Source organism: Helicobacter suis (assembly GCF_902196125.1).
Taxonomy (GTDB): domain Bacteria; phylum Campylobacterota; class Campylobacteria; order Campylobacterales; family Helicobacteraceae; genus Helicobacter; species Helicobacter suis_B.
Window position 1 is genome coordinate 96,818 of the sequence record NZ_CABIKG010000001.1, and the last position, 18,949, is coordinate 115,766.

Annotated in this window: 17 protein-coding genes; 7 read left to right on the forward strand and 10 right to left on the reverse strand. The window is 39.9% G+C overall.

The window, feature by feature from the left end:
• Positions 1–7 precede the first annotated feature (7 nt).
• Entirely contained in the window at positions 8–1,609 is a 1,602-nt protein-coding gene (locus G6Q00_RS00460) for an inorganic phosphate transporter (RefSeq protein WP_205426417.1), read from the reverse strand.
• 123 nt (positions 1,610–1,732) lie between these two features.
• Between G6Q00_RS00460 and G6Q00_RS00465 the strand changes: the two genes are divergently transcribed.
• The 4 genes from G6Q00_RS00465 to tal are packed head-to-tail and all read left to right on the forward strand — an operon-like array spanning position 1,733 to position 4,888.
• Positions 1,733–2,002 (forward strand): NifU family protein, encoded by a 270-nt coding sequence (locus tag G6Q00_RS00465; protein ID WP_163531533.1) that lies wholly within the window; start codon positions 1,733–1,735, stop codon positions 2,000–2,002.
• Positions 2,003–2,016: 14 nt separating this feature from the next.
• Positions 2,017–2,637 carry a histidine kinase gene (locus G6Q00_RS00470; RefSeq protein ID WP_163498447.1) on the forward strand — a complete coding sequence of 207 codons (621 nt, stop codon included), beginning with the start codon at positions 2,017–2,019 and terminating at the stop codon, positions 2,635–2,637.
• Positions 2,634–3,974: a UDP-N-acetylmuramoyl-L-alanyl-D-glutamate--2,6-diaminopimelate ligase gene (locus tag G6Q00_RS00475; RefSeq protein WP_163531534.1), complete on the forward strand. Its 1,341-nt coding sequence runs from the start codon at positions 2,634–2,636 to the stop codon at positions 3,972–3,974. The genes G6Q00_RS00470 and G6Q00_RS00475 overlap by 4 nt, the downstream gene beginning before the upstream one ends.
• The gene (gene tal / locus G6Q00_RS00480) at positions 3,971–4,888 is read left to right on the forward strand and encodes a transaldolase (RefSeq protein WP_163531535.1); all 918 of its coding nucleotides are present in this window, start codon (positions 3,971–3,973) and stop codon (positions 4,886–4,888) included. Before G6Q00_RS00475 ends, tal begins: the two co-directional genes overlap by 4 nt.
• Here the strand turns inward: tal and G6Q00_RS00485 are convergent.
• Complete coding sequence (locus G6Q00_RS00485; protein WP_163531536.1) at positions 4,880–5,761, reverse strand: aspartate carbamoyltransferase catalytic subunit; 882 nt, start codon at positions 5,759–5,761, stop codon at positions 4,880–4,882. The genes tal and G6Q00_RS00485 overlap by 9 nt on opposite strands.
• Positions 5,762–5,798: 37 nt before the next feature.
• Here G6Q00_RS00485 and G6Q00_RS00490 point away from each other — a divergent pair, with 37 nt between their 5' ends.
• Both G6Q00_RS00490 and nusA read left to right on the forward strand, forming a co-directional pair.
• On the forward strand, positions 5,799–6,299 hold the full coding sequence (locus G6Q00_RS00490; RefSeq protein ID WP_163531537.1) for a hypothetical protein: 501 nt from the start codon (positions 5,799–5,801) through the stop codon (positions 6,297–6,299).
• 246 nt (positions 6,300–6,545) lie between these two features.
• Complete coding sequence (gene nusA / locus G6Q00_RS00495; protein WP_205426418.1) at positions 6,546–7,673, forward strand: transcription termination factor NusA; 1,128 nt, start codon at positions 6,546–6,548, stop codon at positions 7,671–7,673.
• On the opposite strand, the gene G6Q00_RS00500 is transcribed toward nusA, so the two are convergent.
• From G6Q00_RS00500 to G6Q00_RS00530, 7 genes are all read right to left on the reverse strand, one after another.
• A complete protein-coding gene (locus G6Q00_RS00500; RefSeq protein WP_163531538.1) occupies positions 7,670–8,980 on the reverse strand; it encodes an anaerobic C4-dicarboxylate transporter in 1,311 nt (436 codons plus the stop codon). The genes nusA and G6Q00_RS00500 overlap by 4 nt on opposite strands.
• A gap of 198 nt (positions 8,981–9,178) precedes the next feature.
• Entirely contained in the window at positions 9,179–11,551 is a 2,373-nt protein-coding gene (locus G6Q00_RS00505; RefSeq protein ID WP_163531539.1) for an FtsK/SpoIIIE domain-containing protein, read from the reverse strand.
• 267 nt (positions 11,552–11,818) lie between these two features.
• Positions 11,819–12,349, reverse strand: a complete 531-nt coding sequence (locus tag G6Q00_RS00510) for an outer membrane protein (RefSeq protein WP_240330904.1) — start codon at positions 12,347–12,349, stop codon at positions 11,819–11,821.
• 320 nt (positions 12,350–12,669) lie between these two features.
• Positions 12,670–12,867, reverse strand: coding sequence for a hypothetical protein (locus G6Q00_RS00515; RefSeq protein ID WP_240330897.1), 198 nt, complete (start codon positions 12,865–12,867; stop codon positions 12,670–12,672).
• Between the two features lie 154 nt (positions 12,868–13,021).
• Entirely contained in the window at positions 13,022–14,875 is a 1,854-nt protein-coding gene (locus tag G6Q00_RS00520) for an AIR synthase related protein (RefSeq protein ID WP_163531541.1), read from the reverse strand.
• Positions 14,853–15,230, reverse strand: coding sequence for a hypothetical protein (locus G6Q00_RS00525; protein WP_163498438.1), 378 nt, complete (start codon positions 15,228–15,230; stop codon positions 14,853–14,855). The genes G6Q00_RS00520 and G6Q00_RS00525 overlap by 23 nt, the downstream gene beginning before the upstream one ends.
• Positions 15,223–16,038: a 3'-5' exonuclease gene (locus G6Q00_RS00530; RefSeq protein ID WP_163531542.1), complete on the reverse strand. Its 816-nt coding sequence runs from the start codon at positions 16,036–16,038 to the stop codon at positions 15,223–15,225. Before G6Q00_RS00530 ends, G6Q00_RS00525 begins: the two co-directional genes overlap by 8 nt.
• 66 nt (positions 16,039–16,104) lie before the next feature.
• Here G6Q00_RS00530 and gltX point away from each other — a divergent pair, with 66 nt between their 5' ends.
• Positions 16,105–17,490 (forward strand): glutamate--tRNA ligase, encoded by a 1,386-nt coding sequence (gene gltX, locus G6Q00_RS00535; protein ID WP_163531543.1) that lies wholly within the window; start codon positions 16,105–16,107, stop codon positions 17,488–17,490.
• Here the strand turns inward: gltX and G6Q00_RS00540 are convergent.
• Entirely contained in the window at positions 17,487–18,794 is a 1,308-nt protein-coding gene (locus tag G6Q00_RS00540) for a hypothetical protein (protein ID WP_163531588.1), read from the reverse strand. The genes gltX and G6Q00_RS00540 overlap by 4 nt on opposite strands.
• Positions 18,795–18,949: the final 155 nt, after the last annotated feature.

The following is an 18,949-nucleotide window of genomic DNA, read 5'->3' on the forward strand; positions in this document are numbered from 1 at the left end:
ATAAAAACTATAGCCTTTCTACAATTTTAAAAAAATCCACTAAATAATACCCTAAAGCACCTAACAATGCCGAGATAGGCACGGTAACTAGCCATGCCGTGATGATCTTTTTAATCACTGAACGCTTCACTAACTCGCTTTTATAAGCCTTTTTAAGCGATTTGCGCTCTTTTTTACTCAACCCAACCGCATACTCTAGGGTGTTATTTTCTTTTTGCAAGGCTTTAAGATAGGCTAACATCTCTTTTTTTTGTCTGGGATTGGCTTTTTCAAAGCGATTTAAAAAGTTTTTAACAACTGCCTCATCTTCTCCGTGGTGGGCATCTAAGATCATCTGTTTCATCTCAAACAAACGCTTTTGTAAAAACTCGCGTAAAAAACCCACCCCAAAAACCGCCCCAATGGTGATATGTGTAGAGCTTACAGGAAGCCCTAATTTAGAGGCTAATAAAACCGTGATCACCGTTGCCATAGCAATACAAAAGGCCTGCATTTTATCTAACTCCGTGATCTCACTGCCTACGGTTTTAATTAATCTTGGCCCATATAAACTTAAACCTGTAGCAATACCAAGCCCACCAATGAGCATGATCCATGAGGGCGCGTAGGCTTTAGTTGGAATGGCATGGTTGCCCCACTCTTGCAGGCTTTGTACAATGGCGGCTAAAGGGCCTACGGCATTGGCCACATCATTAGCCCCATGAGCAAAACTTAAAAGGGCTGCGCTAAAAATTAAAGGCCAAGTAAAGAGGGTGTGTACACTCTCTCTTGTGTTTTCTAAACTGGGTAATTTTTTCTTCACATAAGCTCTAAAGCCTACATAAGCCACAAAACCCACCCCCATACTTAAGCCTAATTCTTGCCACATTGCTAAAGTCAAATGTAATACCTTAGCTAGCATAAACCAGCTAAAAGATAACCCCATTCCCCCAACAATTGCAGACATGGATTTTAAAGCAGCCGCCTTTTTATCCTCTCTATCGCTTAAGATGTATTTAAAAAGCACCAATAAACCCATAGCAATTCCCCCGCCCATTAAAGGAGAAATGATCCAACTGCCTACAATCCCCCCTAAAAAAGACCAGTTAACAGCCCCTAAGCCTCCAGCTACTAAACCTGCCCCTAAAATCCCGCCCACAATGGAATGTGTGGTAGATACGGGTGCGCCAATGGCTGTAGCTAGGTGTAACCAAATTGCTCCAGAAAGCAAAGCAGAAAACATCATACCTACAAATACCGTAGTACTTTGGATATGAGCCGGATTGATAATTTTACCCTTAATGCTTTGTACCACCTCAGAACCAGCTAGCACCGCCCCTAATACCTCACAAATAGCCGCAATTAAAATAGCCATGCTTAGAGTAATGGCTTGTGAACCCACTAAGGGACCCACATTATTAGCCACATCATTAGCCCCAATATTCATCGCCATGTAACCGCCTACAACGGTGGCTAAAGCTAATAAGGGCATGTGTAAATTAGCATGCCCAAAGAAAAGCGCCATGCCGGCAATAATTACGACAAAGACAATGGCTAAAGTGATCTTGACATTGTCGCGCTGGAGTTTTCTAAAGGCTTTTTGGAATGAAGTAGCGCTTTTGGATTTCATTGCGGGGCTCACTTTAATACAAAATTGTCTAAAAAATGCTTAAATTAGCCCTAGTTGTAGTTACTATCCATTGGCATTTTTAGGGTTATAAGTTATAATAAGACTTCTTAATGGAGGCGTAAAATGGTGTTTAGCGATCAAGAATTACAAAAACCTGTACAAAGAGCTTTAGAAAAAATCCGCCCCATGCTGCTTAGAGACGGGGGCGATGTGGTACTTTTAGGGATTAAAGAGGCTAAGGTTTATGTGAGTTTAGAGGGGGCGTGTAAGGGTTGTTCTAGCAGTGCTAACACCCTTAAATTTGGCATTGAGCGTTGTTTACAAGAAGAAATCCACCCAGATATGCAGGTTGTACATGTCTCTAAAGAACAGTATGCGCGACTCTTTTCTTAAAGGTTACCGGATTTATGACCAATGACCCGAAAAAGCGAACACTAAGTGCACGGGGTTATGAAGCCTTTTTACAAAAGCAGTATTTTAGAGCTATTTTTTTATTTGGGCAGGCGTTGTTTTTAGACTCCACAGATGGCCATGCCAAAATTGGGCTACTTCTTAGCGATATTGCTTTAGATTTTCCAAAAGAAGCCCATAGTTTTTACGAGCTTTATAAAAATTTACTAGATTCCCAACCGCGCCGTTATAAAATCAGTATCCAAAACCAAATTTTAGACCTCATCACTTCCTTTGATGAAAGTCTAAGTAAGATGGCCCAAGCTTTTGGTGAAGAAAACCAGCTTAAAACCGAAAGCTTAGATGGGATTTTATACGCAGATTTTAAGGCCATGTGTGCGGGGAAAAATTTTAAAGAAGTGTTTGAAAATCTCATGTTTAGTACAAAAGTGATCTTTGATAAAAGGGAGGATTTTTACGAGTTTTTAGATAGCTTGGTTGAAAACGCGTTTTATGATATGTCTATTTCCTACATTGAAAACATGCGCGAACTTTTATGGTATGACTCAAGAATTTCTGCCATTTTACAAAAAGCGCTCATGTTAGAAAAACAATCCCCCAAAGTACATAAAAAGTGAAAATCTCTAAAGAAATCCAAATTGAGCGGTGTTTTACATATCTTAGCGATGATACAAGAGAATTAGATCAAGATACCTTACTCGTACAAACCCCCACTAATACGCGATTTGTACAAGAGTATTTAAAAGAGCATGGCGTGCCCTTTATCCATGCTAAAGAGCTTAAAAAATACTTCAATACAGATATTAAACTCATTGGCATTACCGGTACTAATGGAAAAACCACGACGGCTAGTTTGATTTATTCTTTGCTTTTAGATTTGGGTTATTCTTGTGCACTCTTAGGTACGCGGGGGTTTTTCTTCAATGATACTTGCTTAAAACAAAAGGGTTTGACCACACCTAGCCTCTTAGAAGTCTATGCTAACATAGAGCAAGCCATTAAAAGAGGGGCGCATTATTTTGTGATGGAGGTAAGTTCTCATGCCATTAATCAAGAGCGCATTTTAGGATTAGACTTTAGCGCCAAAGTGATTACAAATATCACTAGCGATCATTTAGACTACCATGGCAGTTTAGAGGAATACCGCCGCGTGAAAAATGCATTTTTAAGCGATGAGAGTTTAAAAATCATTAACCGCGATGATGCCTTTGTGCGCTTTAACCCTAAAAATGCCTATGGCTATGCCATTGAACATAAAACCCATTTAAGCGTGAATGCCTATAGTTTGCAGGGTCTGAGTGCGCATATTTGTTTTACTGAAAAACCCGGTTATCATCAAAATTCTGAATTTGAACAGGGTTTATTATACTCGCCTCTTGTGGGGCGGCATAATCTTTATAATCTCTTAGCCGGAATTTTATGTATCAAGCTATTAACTAAAGAATCTCTAAAAACACTTTGTGATTTAATCCCACATTTTTTAGGGGTAAAGGGGCGTATGCAAGTGGTGCATGAGCAGCCTTTAGTGATTATAGATTTTGCCCATACCGCCGATGGGTTTGAACAAATTTTTAATAGCTTTAAGACAAGAAAAATCAAGGCCCTTTTTGGAGCGGGGGGCAATCGCGATAAAAGCAAACGCCCCTTAATGGGAGCCATTGCCTCTAAATACGCTACTAAGGTTTATATCACCTCTGATAACCCACGCCATGAAGAGCCTATGGCAATTATGCAAGATATTTTAGTAGGCATTGCTGTAGAAAAACGCGACAAGGTGATCTTAGAGATTAATCGCTATAAGGCAATTTGTTTGGCTTTGGAGGAACTTAAAAGCGATGAAATTTTACTCATTTTAGGTAAGGGCGATGAAACCGTGCAAATTATTGGCGATAAAGCCATTCCTTTTGATGATACAGAGGTTGTTAAAACTTATTTTAAGGATCGAGGTCTATGAAAGATTGTTACTTGTGGTGTGATTTTATTGAACGCAGTTTTTTAGAAGAAGAGTTTTTAACCCTCATCAAAAAACAACATGTTTTTGGCGCGACTTCTAACCCGGTTTTATTCGCCAAAGCCCTTAGTAAACCCGCCTATAAAGGCGATATTGCTAAACTTAAGAGTACTAAAAGTACGGCTAAAGATATTTATGAAAACTTAGTGATTACAGATATTAAAAGGTGCGCTCAAATTTTACTTCCCTTATGGGAACAAAATAAAGCCACAGGTTATATTAGTTTAGAAATTGATCCTTTTTTAGCTAATCAAGTACAGGCAAGTATTAAAGAAGCCCTTTCTTTATTTAAACAAATCAATATGCCTAATGTAATGATTAAAGTACCGGCTACTCCATCTGGCTTAGAAATAATGGAGTATCTAGCAGGCCACAATATTCCCTTAAATGCGACTTTAATTTTTGAACCTAAACAGGCGCAAGATTGTACCTTAGCGCTTTTAAAAGCAAAAATGGCCGTTGTGAGTATTTTTGTCTCTAGGGTTGATACTCTAGCTAATTCTAAACTTTCTGCTACACAGGCGCATTTAAAAAACCAAGTGGGAATTGCTAATGCCCTAGCTTGCTATGATAAAGTGCGTGCTGTGAGTGATCAAGTCTATCCGCTTTTTGCTAGCACAGGGGTTAAAGATTTAACCCTACCCAAAGACTACTATATCCAAGGGCTTAAACTAGAACATAGCATTAGTACCGCTCCACTAGATGCACTAGATGCGTATTATAATAACCCTAGCTCCCCCTCTATAAGAGAAGAGATCAATTTACAAGATTTAAATTTAGCCTATAAACAACTTTTAGATGAGGGTTTGAATGCCTTTAAAAGTGCCTTTGAAGCATTACTAAAAACACTAGCCTAACATTAATTCTATTAAAGCCATGCGCATAGCAACGCCTAGTTTAACCTGCTGCAAGATTTTACAACGAGGATCGTCTAATAACTTATCCTCAATATCAATATTATGATGCACAGGTCCGGGGTGTAGAATGATAATCTCTTTATCTTGCAACATAGAGGCCTTAAGACAATAATTATACGCATAATCTTGTAAAGAACCGTAGGTTTGTAAAGAGTGGCGCTCAGTTTGGGTACGCAAACACATCACAATATCTACTTCTTTTAAAGCTTCGTATAGATTATGGGTGTGTGCAAAGGATGTTTGTGGGAGAAAATGAGGGGGGGAGACAAGGATAATTTCTAATCCAAAGCGGGGCAATAATTCCATGTTGCTATTGGCCACCCGCGAGTTTTTTATATCGCCTACAATGGCTATTTTTTTACCCTTTAAATTCCCTTCAAAGTGGTTATAAAGGGTGAGTAAATCTAAAAGCGCTTGGGTAGGGTGGGCTAGAGAGCCACTACCGGCGTTAATTAGCGCACATGTGAGGTGTTTAGCAAAAAAGGGGGCTGCACTAGAGTATTGGTGGCGGGTGATGATTAAATCTACTTGCATGGCTTGCAAATTTAAAAGCGTGTCTAATAAAGTTTCGCCCTTTTTAGTAGAACTACCCTGCACATTAAAAACATTAAAATGGGCATTTAAACGGCAACTTGCAGTCTGAAAACTAGCGATCGTACGGGTAGAATGTTCAAAAAAAAGAGCCAAAATAACTTTATTTTTTAAACAAAGCGCGCCTTGTAGGTTTTGATCTAGTAAGGTGTTGGCGCGTTTTAGAAGTGTTAGAATCTGTGCATTGCTTAGATCTTTTGTACTAATAAGGTGTTTTAGCATGGGTTTTGCCTAGAGTTAAAAATGCTAAAATTATAGCATGCGGGTTTTATTTATTTTATTACTGCTTTTTCTTACGGGTTGTACCAATCGCATGGATACAGCCTACATGCCCGGCTTTTTAGCTGAAAAACGCACCCAAGCCACTAGAAAAGGTGAGATTATCAAAGATCTACGCCCTGTAGTGAGCGTGTTTGCAACCCATTTAAACGAAGTAGACCCTGTATCTTATCACCAACGCGAATTTTTCTTCATTGAAATATTTGCCCAAGATTCTAGTGTTTATGAAAATGATGTGATGACTTATAAACTCTATGGTCTGAATAATAGTAGCTACACACCCATATGGATACGGCCAATTAGCAAAGATGAATTTGACTCGATATTTTACACCACCAACAAATACGCCAAAGCTTATTTAGTGGCTTTCCCTAAATTAGATCGCCTCTCTCAAGAGGAAGCCAAATTAGAAATGGATTTAGAAGGCTTAGGGACAATTACTTTTAATTTTGCCTACAGCGTACCCTCACTCAAATTTTAGCCATTGACATACTCTCCATAGCGTTAAGCTTGCGGGATTGAGAGGATCATCAAGGCTTGCCCGCTAGACGGGTCTTATAGCCTCTACTCTAAGAGTTTGAGCCCTTACTCTATGGCGAACATTATAACACAAAAAAAACGCCTTAATCCGCTTAGCAAGCTTGCGGGCTTTACGGCGCAATTTGGTAACAAAGATTAATTTTGTTATAATGATTTCATTCCCCCGTGTAAATTCCAAAGGATAAAAGTGGAGAAAATATTAGATATTGTAGAATTGATTGCCTATGAAAAAGGTTTGAGTTTAGAGACGATTAAAGATGTTGTGAAAAATAGTATCTTGAAAGTTGCGCGGAGTTGTTTAGACACAGAGGCTAATTTTGTCATTGATGATTCAAATAAAGATCTAGCCCTTTTACATGTTGTTGAGGTGTGTGCCGATGGCGATCCTAAATTAGAACAAGACCCTAAAAATACACTCTCTTTAAAAGAAGCCCATAAAAGCGACCCCTCTTTAAAACCTAATGATTTGTTGCACTATGAGATCAGTTTAAAAGACATGAAACGGGGTGCAGTCAATACGCTTTTTAAAGACTTAGAATACAATATCCAAAAAAGTTTAGAAGATCAGTACTTTCAGAAGTATAAAAGCATGCTTAATACCATTGTTACAGGGGTTGTTTTAGATATTGATGCTAACCAAAATACTTATATTGAAATTGATGGATTACAAGCAATCTTAGCTTTAAAAAATCGCATTAAAGGGGAAAGCTTTAAAGTGGGCAATAGTGTACGGGCTATTTTAAAAAATGTACGCTTTAGTAAACAAGGTTTAGTGTTAGAACTTTCAAGAACAACCCCTAAATTCTTAGAAGCTCTTTTGCGTTTAGAAGTACCTGAAATTGCTGATGAAGAAATTGAAGTCATGGGCATTGCTAGAATTCCGGGCGATAGGGCTAAATTAGCCTTGCGTTCGCATAATAGCCAGATCGATCCAATCGGGGCTACTGTGGGGGTTAAGGGTGTGCGTATCAATGCAATTAGTAAAGAATTGTGTAATGAAAGTATTGACTGTGTGCATTATAATGATATTCCAGAGATTTATATTGCAAATACCCTTTCACCTGCTCAGACAATTCGCATTAAATTAAGTGAAGAACAAGGAGAGAAAAGAGCACTTGTTACCCTTTATGGCGATCAAAAAAGTAAGGCCATTGGCAAAAACGGGGTCAATGTACGCCTAGCTTGCATGCTCACTGGTTATAATATTGACTTTGAAGTACTTGAATCTAAAGAAAACATGCAAAAAGATCAAAAGGTAGGCTTAAGCATGCTTGAATCTCTTTTTGCTAAACCTCCCAAAGATGCCCCTAACTAAAGTAACATAGGCGCTAGTAAAAAGCTAGAAGCTACAGAGAAAGTAACCATGAGTACACCCGGGAAAAAGAAAGGGTGGTTAAAGATATAAGCGCCAATTTTAGTACTCCCCGTATCATCCATTTGTACAGCCCCTAATAAAGTCGGATAAGTAGGCAAGACAAACAGCGCTGAAGTTGCCGCAAAAGAAGCCACCACCATATAAACCCCGTGGTGGTTTTCTGGTGTAAGGCCTAGAGCTAAAATCACGCTAGGGATTAAAGCTTTAGTTGTGGCTGCCTGAGAGTAAAGCAGCGTGCTAGTGAAAAACAAACCTACGGCCAACAAAAAAGGATAGTGGCCAAGCAAAGAGGAAGCCAAAACTTTAATAGGTGCAATATAACCCTTAACAAAGGTATCCCCTAGCCATGCTACCCCTAGTACGCATACGCATGCACTCAAGCCCGCTTTAAAGGTGCTGGTTTGTACTAAGTCGTTACATTTGAGTTTGCAAAAAAGAGCGATACAGGTAGCAATGGCAAGCATGAAGCTTACAATAGCCGCATCGCGTGGCAACACAACCGGGTTAATCCACCCAACATTTTTAGAGATAGCCGTAGCGTATAGTACGACGGCTAAAATCCCTATCAGAAAAATATAAACTGAAAGTTTAGCACTCTTGGGTAGTGCTTTGGCTTGTTTAGTGGTGGTTTGTACTTGTGCTTGTGCATTAAGTGCATTGGGTAGAAAGGTGCTAACTATAAATGCGGTGAGCATGCAGGCTAAAAGCGTTGTTAAAATACAGATCACTAAAAGAATGGGATAGGATACCCCTAGAGGTTCTAAAAACGCACTCATCGTAATTACCGCCGCAGAAACAGGGCTAGCTGTAATGGCGATTTGACTAGCCACCACCGCTAAAGATAAGGGTCTGCAGGGGCGGATATTTTGCCCCTTAGCAACTTCTACAATAACGGGTAGTACAGAAAAAGAGGTATGCCCTGTGCCGGCTAAGATAGTGAGGGTATAGGTAACTAAAGGGGCTAAATAATTGATAAATTTAGGATTGGAGCGCAAAACTTTTTCTGCAATTTGTACTAAATAATCTAACCCCCCAGCTAATTGCATGCATGAAATTGCCCCAATGACTGACATGATAATTAAAATCACATCCCAAGGAATAACTCCGGGGTGCATGCCAAGACCTAGTGTAAGTAACACTACACCAAGCCCCCCTGCAAACCCAATCCCCATGCCCCCTAAGCGCACACCTAAATAAATCGCCCCTAAAAGCACCACTAACTCTAAAATAAAATGCCAACTATCCATGTAAAACTCCCACTATTTTAATAACCTTTAACAGAAATCCCACTTATCTTTAGCGGGTGGAATGAATGCCACCTATTCTTACTTTTGTTGTACAATACCCGCATACATTCGTATCTAGCGCAGTGTAAAATCCCTACTATAGGGAGTGAGAACCAAACCCTCCCCAACACAGATAGCAAGCTTAAATGTTTAGCCACTTCACATCGCCTCCCAATCTTGAGATTGGAGAAATACCTCCCGCCAAGTTTCAGGATAGTTTTGCATTAGACCCTGTAAATGTTTGGCTAAGCCTGCATTGGAATTAAAAATATGTAAATAAGGGCCTAGAGATTGTAAATTAACATCAATAATACTAGAACTACCATCGCCCATGTTTTTAACTAGAATTTGGTGGGCATGTGTGGGGGTGTTTTCTAAAAAGTGTTGTTCCATATGGCTAAGTTTGATTCCAAAATCACGGCTAAGAGCTGTACTATCAATGTGCTTTTGTGGATAAAAGATCAAAGTACCCATGTTTTTAATAAAACTGGCCGCATCTTGGATAGAGTTTAATTGGTTTGTATCTTGTAAGGCTAAAACCACCACGCCATTAGCCTTTCTAGCTTGGGTGATTAGAGTATTGATATGTGTGTTTAAAATAGGGTTTTGCGCATAACTCTTAAATTCATCTATAAAGAGCAAAAAGCCGCGGTTGTACTCTAGGGCTTGGTGTAAAATCTTATAAAAGATATAGTAGGCCAAGAGCCCTAAATCTTTAGGGTTAGTACTAATAGCGTCCATATTGATAGTTGTAATGGGTGTTTTAAATTCTAGGCTATCTTCTAAGGCGTTAAAAAGAGGGTTATACAAATAGGGATCTAGGTTTAAAGCCTGAGTGTGGATAAATGCGTCTTTAAAGTCTTGTAATGAAAAACTTTGAGGGGGCAGTGTCGCGTATAAAGTTTTAAGGGTGTTAGAAATAGCGTTACTAGCTTGAATGTCTAGCTGGTTTTGTGGTTTTAGGGGGATATTTAGCATAGCCGCATAAAAAGAGTGTAAAAAATCCATGTTTTCTTTGGAGTTTTTAAGAGAGAGGGGGTTGATTTTAAAATGCGCGCCGGAGTTATAAGTACCGCCAAAATAGTGGGTGTAGGAAAACAACCCATAGGCGCGATCTAAGGCTAGGATATTGAGACGATCGTATTTAAGCGCGCTCATCATTAAAAAACTCATCAAAGTTGTTTTACCTGTCCCTGTAGCGCCAATAATCATGGTATGCCCATTAGCTCTATGCAAACTGTGTTGTGCTGTATTGTGCGGGACTTCTTGGTTATGGAAATTAAAAAGATAGGGCGAGTGATCGAGGTTTTTAAACACACTAAGGGGCATGTTCCCCCAAGAGTTTGATTTAAAACCACGATTTGGCTTTTCAAAGACAAGCAGACAAGCTAGGGCCTGAGAACTTTGGCAACGCAAACGAGGGTTTAAATGCAAACGCCCGGGAAAGAAGGAAAAATAAGCGGGTCTAAGCCCTAAAGTTTCTACCACGCCTACTAAATGCCCATTAGATAAAAGGCTTAAAACTTCTTGGGTTTCTTGGTTGAGTGTTTCTAAATGGGAATGTCTAAGAATGAGATTACAGGCAATTTTTTGTAAACAAAGCTGTTTTGCTTGGATGCGCTCATAGTATTCTTGTAACTCTTGCTTGACTAGTGAGCTAATGGTCAAACGGATCTTTTCTTGGATAAAGGACAGGGCTTTTTGCGTCTCTAAAGGTTCTATAGAAAAAATAATGTCTAATTCTTTTTCTTGGTGTAATAGGTTTGCAAAGACTAAAGAGCTTAGGGTTTTACTAGCATAGGCCTTAATCCCTAAAATGCGGTTATAAATATGTGATTTATTGTATTCTTGAATGTAGTAGTCTCTTTTAAAATGTAGATTAGTTGCGATATAGCTATCCTCTAAAAAACCTAAAGTGGGTTTAAGAGGCATAAAAAAGCCGTTGATAAATTCTGCGTAAAAATTTAAAGCCTGCGTGGCGGTGAGGGGTTTTGGTTTAAAAGGCTGGAGTGCGTGGGTTATTTTAGACATGCAATCAGAGAGTAATTTAGCTTGGTGTTCATATAGCTGTGTGGAGGCGGTAGTGGTGATCTCTAGCTTTTTTTGTTCTAAAAAATCTTTAAAAGGGCTTTTGGCGGTTTCAAAAATAAGAGTGTAGGTGTTTTCATAAATGGTTTTGTTCTCAAATTGATTAAGGATAGCTTGGGCATAAGCGTTATTCAAATGGTGGTTATGCTTGAGCTGTAATTTACGGCGTTTAGTGTGGATACGCAAGATAACCCCTTGCAACTGATCTAAAGCATTTTGCTTACTTTGAAAATACCCTTGTAGCTCCTCTTTGGCCATTGCATTTGCACTCAAGCCCTCAATTTGTAGCATTCCTACTAACTGTTCGCTTTTAGTGAGTAAAAAGCGCGCATCATATAGACCTAGAATATTATTTTCCTCAGCTATGCAATGTACTTTTGGCAAAGCACCTACTAATAAATCTAGGGTTTTATTGTATAAAAAATCCCACAGCACATGGAACATTAGACCCTTTCAAAAATCTAATTATAGCGGCGTGTGGTAAATAAGATTGACATACTCCCCGCGCTCAAAGCTAGGGAATTCTGGAATCATCAAGGTTTGCCCGCTAGACGGGTCTTACAGCCTCTACTCCAAGAGTTGATGCCCCAACTCTATGGCGGACATTATAACACAAAAAACGCCTTAATCCGCTTAGCTAAAGCTAGGGGCTTTACGGCGCAATTGGTAAGAATTGCTCCCGGAAGGGAGCTAGTAAACTACGCGTAAAAGTTAGAAGGTAAAGACATAATTCACATACCAAGCATAGCGCCTCATCATAGTAACACCATGAGGAAACTTCTGAGGAACCATAGGGAATTTAATACCTGCTTGGATAGCGGAGCGATCGCCAATACGGATACGGCCACCTACATTAAAGAGGAATTGAAAACCGGTGTGGGTATAGCCGTTAAAATCCCAAGTATTACCCGCAAGCTGGATACCACTCACCAGACCCATAGAAAAAGGACTTGTAGCGATGAAGTTAACAATCATGTCAGCAGCACCGCCATAAGTGTACATATCCCATTTGTCATTAGAATTAGCGCCCATTCGGGGGGAATTTTGGTAATCAAAGAAGCCATAAATTTGGCCACCAAACCATTTATTGACAAACCCAACGCCACCAATTTGTGCCCCTAAACCATAAAGGTGCATACCAGAGGTAAGAGGAGTTCTATATGCATCCCCTCCTGCTCTACCTTGTTGGTAACCTAGACCTAAGAAAAACCCATTTTTTTCATCTGCTTGGGCTACAGACATGGCACCAACAGCTACCAAACTAGAAAGGGTTAAGCTCTTAAAAGTGCGCTTGAAACTCATAAAAAACTCCTTAATTTTAAGATAGAAACACATAAGCTAATAGTGTTCCAGATTCTGCTTAAAAAAGCATGGATCAGATCGTCCATGCTGGGCGGACATGGCAAATACATAGTAAACAAAAAGGTTTTTGCTTTTTTGTGTACTTGTACTTTTTAAAGATTTTTCTACCTTTGGATTCTCTTTTTAATCCTCTTATGTGTGGCTAAAACGCTTTTAGTGGGTGGGTTGGTGTTTTTTTATAGATCCTCTTTGTTTGAGTGCTAATAAAAGTCATGTTTTTCTTTGATTTGTATCAAAAAATCGTAGTGCTTTAAAACTTTATTGACATCTGGCATATACTCTAAAATTAACCCAACAGCTAGAGACTTACCCCCACCATAGCGCAAGGGGCTTTTAGTGTAACGTTTGTACCGTAGCTTTTGTAAATAAAGACTTTTTAAAAACACGCCCTTTTGCATGGATTAAAAGTACACCCCTCCACCTAAAGCATGAATGCACAATGCGCCCACAAGACTAGTCAGCACAACCTACACCTCAGCACAACCTACACCTTCAAAAGCAAGAGCCTATTCACAAGGAACATACAACCCCAGCGGTGTTTTTGAATGGATTTTAACAAGCTCTAATATGCCCTAATTTAGTGCAACTACCCTTAACTATCTCTAAAAAACTTGACTCCTTATCCAAGGGCACTTCCACTAGTATAGCTTGTCTAAAATTTTGTAGGGATTCTATTGGTATATCTAGTACAAAATCTCTTTGAGAAAGCTGTGCGATTTGAGTCAGGGTGAATAAAAGATCGTCTTTAATCTCTTGCAAACTTGTAATTAAAGAATGCTCTAAAAGTTGGTATAAAATATCCCATAAATGTTTTTCTTGGATCAGATCAATAGGTTCTAGTTGTTTTGACAAACTCCCCTCTAAATATTGCCCCTGTGTCTTTAAAAGATAGAGCAAACCATCTTGTTGCCATAGTTTAGGTACGGCTTTAAATTGGCACAAACCTACAGCGACTAAAACTAAAGTAGGCGGGATTTTAAAAACCTTGTTATCTTTATGGGTTTCATTATTTAGCGATACATTGCCACTCACCACAGGCACTTTTAAAACCTCTTGGCTTTCTATGAGCCCGCCTAACATTTCCTCTAAAACCCATGCGCCCTCATTTTCTACACCGGCTAAATTAATCCCATCACTCACACCCAAAATTCTAGCCCCGCCTAATACCAAATCACGGCAGGCACGCACAAAAACGCGTTTGCTATCCTCTCTAGGGTTTTGAATGCTTAGGGGGGTGGAGCTTGCTAGACTTATAAGAAGGTGGTTGTTAATCTCAGGAATGTATATTTGTTTAGTCTCTAAGCTTTGTTTGGAGTTTAATAGGTTTTGTGAATGGGGGGTTTGTAAGGGGGCTTTAGCATTAAGAGGTTTTAAAGGGGGGTTAGCTAGTAAAAAGAGGGGCAAAGAGGCACAAATCTTACCTTGAAAAGTGGCGATAAAATCTTGTTGCGGGATAATCTGCCCTACTATAGCCCCTTTAAGCCCGTATTTAGCGCTAATTTCTAAAGCCCTGTGTGCCTCTGTTGGCATGAGAGATAAAAGCATGCGTTCTTGAGTCTCGTTTAATAAAAGCGCTAAAGGCTCTAAAGATTCTTCAAAGGGTACATTATCTAGCTCTAAGCTCACCCCACAACCCCCTTTAAAGGCTAATTCTGCGCTAGCAGTGGCTAGCCCTCCAGCCCCTAAATCCTGCGCGCCAACAATAGGCAAAGTGTGATAAATTTGCAAACACGCCTCTATGAGTTTAGCTTGCAATTTGCCCTCACCCTTAGGTACATTTGAATTTGTATTGGCTTCTAAGGCTTGGCTACTCATGCGCGCTCCATCTAGCCCCTCAGATTTGCTAGGTTTGCCGATGAGCACTAACAAAGCCCCCTCTTTAGCTTTTGCATGCACTAAGTATCTTTTTTCAACCACCCCCAAAGCAAAGGCATTCACTAATACATTGTGTTCAAAATCTTGAGAAAGACCCGTATCAGCGCCCAAATCTTGAATGTGGGTTTCTTTGGCATAATTTTGTATGCCCTCTAGGGCTTCTTTTAAATTAGAACAACCATTAGCCCCAAAACGCAAGAAAGACAAACCCGCCACAGGTCTAGCCCCCATGCTTAAAACATCGCGCTCAATTCCACCCAAACCCGTAGCCGCGCCCTCTTTTGGATTTAAAAAGCTAGGGTGGTTATGCGATTCAACTTTAAATATAGCTGCAAACCCCCCGCCAATTTCTACCACCCCCGCATTTTCTACAAAACCTCCCAACTTTTTTAATAAGGCTTTACTGGAGCGATAAGAACAATGTTCGCTCCATAGTGTGGCAAAAAGGGCTTCTTCTAGCTCATTAGGCGCGCGTTTTAAAGTTTGTGTGATAACACTCAGATCAGATTCACTTAGTGAACTTGCGCTCATAATCACCCTTATCTGTAACAATCTTAAGTTCAATGAGTTCTGTAGGCTTACATTTGAGGCGGTAGACAATTTTTTGAGAATATTTAAGGCGGTGGTTAAAGAGGGGTTCTTTTTTGAATTTTTCTTTTAAATCATCGCCTACTTTGCGGACAATGTTACAAGAATTGCCTCTATTGGGGATCACCTTTTTAATCACCACATCTTCATTATTAAGCGAAATAATGGTTAAAATCGTGCGATCTAGCACAGTGCCAATCACTTTTCCACCCCGGGGTTTATAAGTGATTTTAAATTGCAAATCAGCAGCCCCTAAACTAGCACATAAAAGCGCGCTTAAAAAGAGAGTTTTAAACATGATCTTCCTTTTCTTGGATTTCTTTTTGTAATTCAGCCTCTATAGCTGTTTCAAACACGGGAGTATAATCCTCTGCGGGTAAATTCTCTTTTAAATCAGATAAGATAGCTAAGTAATTTTCCTTAGGCAAATCGCCCCGACTTAGCATGTATTTTAGATAAAGCCAATAGGTGTTGAGTACATCGCTTTGGCAATAACTATCAATGCGTTTTAAATCACAAGGTTCTTGGTAGTAAAACTTATAGACTTGATCCCCACTTAAATCATATTTACCCGGCAAGCCACACATGGCACAGATTCCATCAAGCTTAAATTTAATCCCACTAAAATGCCCTAAACTATCTAGTAAATCTACATGGAATGTTTCGCAGTAGCGGTAGCGGTAATTTTTATACTTATCTTTCTTTTCTTGTTCATAAAAAGAGGGCACGCTGAGGTTAAAAGCTAAAGCCTTGAGTAATAAAAGAGGCATGTCAAACTGGCGGCCATTAAAGGTTACTAGCTTAGGTTTGTCTTTATTAAAAAAGCTAAAAAAATCAGCTACCAAAGTTTTTTCATCATTACAGCCCTTACCAAAATTACCCACTTTTCCAAAATTACCCCGTTCATCAGCAATTACGCTAGCAATAGAGACGATTTTATGCAAATGCAGGGGCAAAAAGGTGCTTTTATAGTGCTCTTCATGCCATGCAAAAACATTTTGACAAATTTCTATAGGATCTTGTGTGTCTTTGCACAGATCCGGATAGTGTTGTTTAACCAGTGCTAGATTAGGCACGGTTTCAATATCTAGTACGCATAAACGCATCACCGCCCTTTTAAGTTAGCTTGTATTAGAATGGGCATTTTAAAATTTTTGAGCTTAAGGACTTGCATGGTTGTTACGCGTTTTGCCCCCTCCCCTACTGGGCATTTACACATCGGCGGATTAAGAACGGCTTTGTTTAACTACCTTTATGCTAAGAGTTGTGGCGGGAAGTTTTATTTACGCATTGAGGATACGGATTTAGATCGCAATGTAAAAGAGGCAACAGAGGCGATTTTAAAAGCCTTTGAGTGGGTGGGGCTTAAAGCTGATGGGGAGATTCTTTATCAATCTAAACGCTTAGAAATTTATCAGCGCTACATTAAACAATTACTAGATGAGGGCAAGGCTTATTATTGTTACATGCAAAAAGAAGAGTTAGAGGCTTTAAGAGAGGAGCAAAAAGCTAGAGGGGAGACTCCTAGATATGATCGGCGTTACCGCGATTTTAAGGGTACACCCCCTGCAAATAAAAAACCTGTTGTGCGCATTAAAGCCCCCTTAGAGGGTGAAATTATCTTTCATGATGGGATTAAAGGGGAGATGCGTATACAAGCAAAAGAATTAGATGACTTTGTAATTGCAAGGTCTAATGGAGTGCCGACTTATAATTTTGTAGTTACTGTTGATGATGCGCTAATGGGAATAAGCGCTGTAATTCGTGGAGACGATCACCTCAGTAACACCCCTAAACAAATTTTGATCTATCAGGCGTTAGGTTTTACACTCCCAGATTTTTACCATGTGCCCATGATTTTAAACGAGCAAGGGCATAAGATGAGTAAGCGCGATGGGGCGATGGGGGTGATGGATTATAAAAAATTAGGCTATCTTAAAGAGGCGTTATTAAATTTTTTAGTGCGGCTTGGCTGGAGTTATGAAGATCAAGAAATTTTTAGCATGCAAGAGATGTTAGAGTGTTTCAAGCCAGAGGATTTAAACAGCGCGCCAAGTTGTTTTAGTTTGCATAAATTAGATTGGCTTAATGCCCACTATCTTAAAGAAACCCCTAGCGCTAAACTTAACACTTTGCTAGAGGATTTTAGTTTGCCCCCAATTTTTAAGGATTTAAGTACGCCCCAAAAAGACACTTTATTAAACGAATTAAAATTAAGATGCCACACCCTTAAAGAAATGGTAACTAAAATAGCCCAAGTACTTATTCCCCCTACTAACTACGCATTAGATAAACTCAAAAACTTAGATCAAGCCTGCGCTGTACTCACAAAGCTTCATTCTGAATTTAGCCCCGCTATATTTGCTAGCCTAGAAACACTTGATTCATTCTTACACCACTTTATGCAAGAGAACAACCTCAAGCCCGGGGCTGTAATGTTGCCTATACGCATCGCGCTTTTAGGAGAGCCCGGAGGCATTGGGGTTAAAGAGACACTTTTTATTTTAGGATTAAAGGAAAGCCAAAGCCGCATAGCGGCCTTTTCAAACAACCTTTAGTGGTTGTGGCTTCTGACAAAATCTACGAGTTGGCGGGTATCAATACCGATTGTAACGAATTGTTGGAAGGTGGTATACCATGGACCGCCATGTCCATTCAAGCTATGGGCATTGCCCCCACCAAAGAAGTTAAAGAAGCAGTCAACCCGAGCGCTTAACCATTTGTTTTTGTAAACATAAAAGAGCGCGATTCGCTCAAAGTTAGGCGCATGGTACCATGGCAAGCCAGTATAGAGCGCACGGCCATAAGTACCATAAAACGCCATTTGAGGTTTATCAGAGAAGTAGTATTTTTCATAAAGACCAAAGCCTTTATACTGCGCCACAAAGTCAAATTGCCCACCAAAGCTGTTATACCATTGGCTAGGGCCACAATTTACGCCCCGTCGCACGCAGTAGTGCTCTTGTTCACTCATCGTACCAAAGGAGAAAGAAATTTGATCCATATAAGGCATGAGTCGTTTGAGGCTGGTTTTGATATAGCCATAGTAGTAGATACGATCTAACACTGTGGGGTTAGAGTACACACCGGGTACACCCCCATCTGGTTTTCCTTGTGCATAAGGATAACCACCGGGCCAAAGTGGGGTATCACCAATGGTGGCTGGATCGTCATTACCTCCCCAAGGATAAACACTGCCCATGCTATAGTGGCCGGTGTTGTGGAAAGCCACAACGCGCCCGCCAAAGCTAAGATAGCCTTTTAAGAAAGACCACTCACTCGCTCCAAAATAAAGCATTTGGTTTAAGTTATAGTGGTTGGCGGCGTATTCTTTGGTACCGGGTTTGCCAACATTATTCCAGTTACGGCCTCCATACCAGTCAAGAATAAATTCCGCCCAACCATTCCACCAACGGTTAGGGTTATAAGCCGGTTTAAACTGAAACATCGCTCCTCGTGCGGTTGGATCTTTAAACCAGAAGAGCTTTTTAAAGGCTGCAAGAGGGTAAGAGGCGATAGAATAAGTTCTTGGGATAATCCCGATATAAGCCCTAAAATTCTTACCTACATAGCTATAGTGAGCGACTAGACCCCAAGAGTAGGGGAAGTAGCTATAATGGGTGTGCAGGTTTTGGATAAACCATCCGCCAAATACGAAAGATTGTCGTTTGGTAAATTGCAAACCTATAGTAGGGATAATCCTATTTTTGAAGTTATCCAAACTATTCCACATAGGGTTATTTTTGCCCGCCAAGTTATAAGTAAAGCTCATATACTTGAGGTCCCAGACAAAACTAACCGCGTCTAGCCCCGTGCCAAGGCCAGCAGAACACAGCGCGCCAAAAGCCCCGCATTTTAGCATCTTAAGCATTTGCACAACAAGACTCCTTGATTATTGGTTTTGGACTTTGTTTTGATTAGTTCAGCAACCTAATCGCTTGTCCGAAGCAGCAAGAGTATTCTAGGACTTTAAGATAAAAAAAAACTTAAAAAGTTTAGTTTATAATGTTTTTTATC